The organism is Cryobacterium sp. MLB-32, assembly GCF_000738085.1.
Lineage (GTDB): Bacteria > Actinomycetota > Actinomycetes > Actinomycetales > Microbacteriaceae > Cryobacterium.
Genome location: NZ_JPRS01000367.1, coordinates 1 through 3,367, shown reverse-complemented (window position 1 = coordinate 3,367; position 3,367 = coordinate 1). Strand labels below are relative to the sequence as shown.

The 3,367-nt window shown below is 65.3% G+C and carries 3 protein-coding genes; all 3 read left to right on the top strand.

The genetic code is table 11. From position 1 onward, the window contains the following. The first annotated feature begins 70 nt into the window (after positions 1–70). Complete coding sequence (dprA, locus tag JF66_RS18625) at positions 71–1,009, top strand: DNA-processing protein DprA (RefSeq protein ID WP_051973754.1); 939 nt, start codon at positions 71–73, stop codon at positions 1,007–1,009. A 344-nt stretch (positions 1,010–1,353) separates the two neighbouring features. Next, positions 1,354–2,295, top strand: a complete 942-nt coding sequence (locus JF66_RS18620) for a DUF3560 domain-containing protein (protein ID WP_035880349.1) — start codon at positions 1,354–1,356, stop codon at positions 2,293–2,295. 330 nt (positions 2,296–2,625) lie between these two features. Beyond that, positions 2,626–3,042 (top strand): DUF3846 domain-containing protein, encoded by a 417-nt coding sequence (locus tag JF66_RS21960; RefSeq protein WP_051973753.1) that lies wholly within the window; start codon positions 2,626–2,628, stop codon positions 3,040–3,042. Positions 3,043–3,367: the final 325 nt, after the last annotated feature.

Here is a 3,367-nt window from a genome sequence, read left to right as displayed (position 1 = left end):
TCACGGTCGCTTTCGATTTCTCTCGCCGGAAGGCAAAAAAACAAGTTGTCCGAGGAGAGAGAAGAACACCATGAACGCGACATCCACCATCATCCGCTATCTCACCCGTACGCCTGCCGCACTGGCCAGTCAGAACCTCAGTCCCGACGCGATCGCCCGCGCCGTCTGGACCATCGTTGGAGAACCCGGAGACACCCAACCCGGAGAACTTATCCACGCGGTCGGAGCCGCCGACGCCCTCACGCTTGTGTGTCAGGACGAGGACAGTGCCGCAGGTTTGGACCTGACGAACCTGCGCGAGCGGGTGCTGCCCCGCGTCGTTGACAGCGGCATCGTGGCGGCTTTCACGGCTGCCGCGAACGTTGGTGCTGTGCTGATTACGCCGGAGCACCCGCACTGGCCCGCCGGATTCGCCGACCTCGGCTTGAGCGCTCCGCACGCTCTCTGGGCCCGAGGTAACACGGCACTGTTGGTCGCCCAGCCGAGCATCGCCGTCGTCGGCGCTCGGGCCGCGACCGGGTATGGGGAGCACGTGTGTATGGACATCGTTGCCGGGCTTGTCGGGCGCGGGCGCACGATCGTGTCGGGGGCCGCGTATGGAATCGATGGGATGGCGCACCTCGCCGCCCTCGCCAGCGACGGGCAGACCGTCGCGTACCTCGCGGGAGGTGTTGACCGGTTCTACCCGACCGGACATGACGCACTGCTGACCCGGATCGCCACCGAGGGTGTCGTCGCGTCAGAAATGGCCTGTGGGGCGGCGCCGACCAAATGGCGTTTCCTGATGCGGAACCGCCTGATCGCCGCCGGCAGTGCAGCGACGCTCGTGGTTGAGGCGGGGTGGCGTTCGGGTTCGTTGAACGTCGCCGGCCGCGCGGCCGCGCTGGGTCGCCCGCTCGGCGCGGTCCCCGGGCCGGTCACCTCCCCCGCCAGTGCCGGATGCCACCGCCTGATCAAAGATTTCGCAGCGCGCATCATCACCGACGTGACCGACGCCGCCGAACTCTAGCCGCGTGGGGCCGGCCAGCCTTCGGGCTGGCCGGCGAGGGGCCTCCCCTCGCGCTCCCCACCAGAACACCACCAACAAGCACACGCAACGACATGGAACGGCGGCGCGCCCGCCGTCACCACTGCCAGGACGGAGCCGCTGTGCGGCGCTGTCTGTTGGTGCTTTTTGACCATTCCGGCCGGTCATCGTAGCTCCCTTGCGCGGCTGCGTTCCCGGCTGGTCTGGGGCGGTCGCAGGCTCCCTTATTTCCCCCGACCAGCCGCGCACTGCGCCGCTCCCGGTCGCTTTCGATTTCTCTTGCCGGAAGGCAAAAAAACAAGTTGTCCGAGGAGAGAGAACACATCATGAACACACTCACCATCACCCACACGCACGCGGAGGGCACCCTGATCGACGGCACCAGCAAAGGCGACGGGACCGCGCCGGTCCTCAAAGCCAACGGCTGGCGTTGGGGGCGCAGCATCAGCGCGTGGTTTATCCCCCAGTCCCGCGACCGGCTCCCCAAACTCGGCACCATCGAGCGCACCACCAGTGCCCTGCAGGCGGCAGGGTTCACCGTCAGCACCAGCATCGACAGCAGTCACCGCCCCACCGTTGAGGTTGAGGCCGGGAAGATGCAGCGCCAAGCCGACCGGGTCGACGCGCTTGAGGACAAAGCGGACCGGAAGAGCGCCGTCGAAACGGCCGCGTGGGACCGCGAACACGCCGCCCTGCGGCGGCTGCCCGACGGCGGCGAACCGATCAAAATCGGTCACCACTCCGAAACCCGGCACCGCAACGCCATAGCCAAGGCCGACCGCGCCACCCGGACCGCCCTGGACGCGACGGCCGACGCCCAGCAGGCCCAGGCCCGCGCGGACGCTGCCACGCACACGACTGACGCCCGCTACTCCCCCGTCACCGTCTTCAACCGCATCGAAACGCTGGGGGCCGAGCTTCGAAAGCTGGAACGACGCATCATCGCCCCGTGCTCTGACGATGTGCGCGGATACGTCGACGCCACCGACGCCCAGCAGCAGGCCCGAGCGGAGCACCTCGCACCGCACCTGGCCGAGAAGCGCGACCAGATCGCCCACTGGGAGGCCGTGCGCGCCGCCCAGATCGAGGGCGGCACGGCCACCGGCTACGACCGCACCACCGTGAGGAAGGGTGACCGGGTGAAGATTCGCGGCCAATGGCGCGACGTCGTCCGCGCCAACCCGAAGACCGTCAGTGTCACCACCGGCTACACCTGGACCGACACCGCCCCGTACGCGGAGATCCAGCAGCACCAACGACCCGAATAACCCAGGCACTGCGGCCGGCCACCCGGGCCGGCCGTGAGGGGCCACGCGCCCCTCACACTCCCCCACCCAGAACAAAAACCATGGAACGGCGGCGCGGCCGCCGTCACCCATGCCAGGGCGGAGCCGCTGTGCGGCGCTGTTTTGTTGGTGCTTTTTGACCATTCCGGCCGGTCATCGTAGCTCCCTCCGCGGCTTCGTTTCGGGCTTTCGCGGCATATCCTCACTGCGCTCCGGTATTCCACGACCCTGCACTACGCCGCTCACGGTCACTATCGATTTCTCTCGCCGGAAGGCAAAAAAACAAGTTGTTCGAGGAGAGAGAAGAAGACCATGACCATCATCCGCAGTCTCATCATCAACCCGACCGAGACGATCACGACCCTGAACCTGACCGCGGGCAGCACCGGGGCAGACATCGCCGCGGCCATCGGCTGCTCCATGTTCGACGTCGTTGGTCTAGCCGACAACATCGACCTGTTCGTCGACGACGAAGGACTCATCAACGGTTCACCCCTGAACCTACCCGCAACCGTCCTCGCCCACCTGCTCGGCCGCCCCACCGTCATCTTCGGCACCGCCATCGCCGTCAGCGTCACCCCCGACGGCGAAACCATCGGCCTCACCGATCCCCAACTCGCGAGGATCCAGAAGGCACTCGCGCAGAGGCCCGACGACGGCACCGTCGACACCCTCGTCGAAAGCCTGTCCCCCTTCCCCACAATCGTCAGCATGCTCGACAACATCTAGCCACAACCACCGGCTGGCCCACCAGGCCGGCCGGTGAGGGGTGACCCCCTCACACTCCCCCGACGTAAATACTCAATTACGTATTTACTGAAATACGGCGTTCAGTATTTACGGAAAAATCGCAAGTGCGGGTAACCCTTCACCTTTCGCTACGTAAATACGTATTTACGTATTTACTGAAATACGCACCTTCGGTTTTGCTCATTTGAAGTCGCAAGCGCGGGGGTACCTGGTGAGGGGTGATCTTTTCAGCTCCCCGCACGTAAATACGCAAATACGTATTTACGCAAAACAGCAAATACGTATTTCAGTGTTTACTGAAACG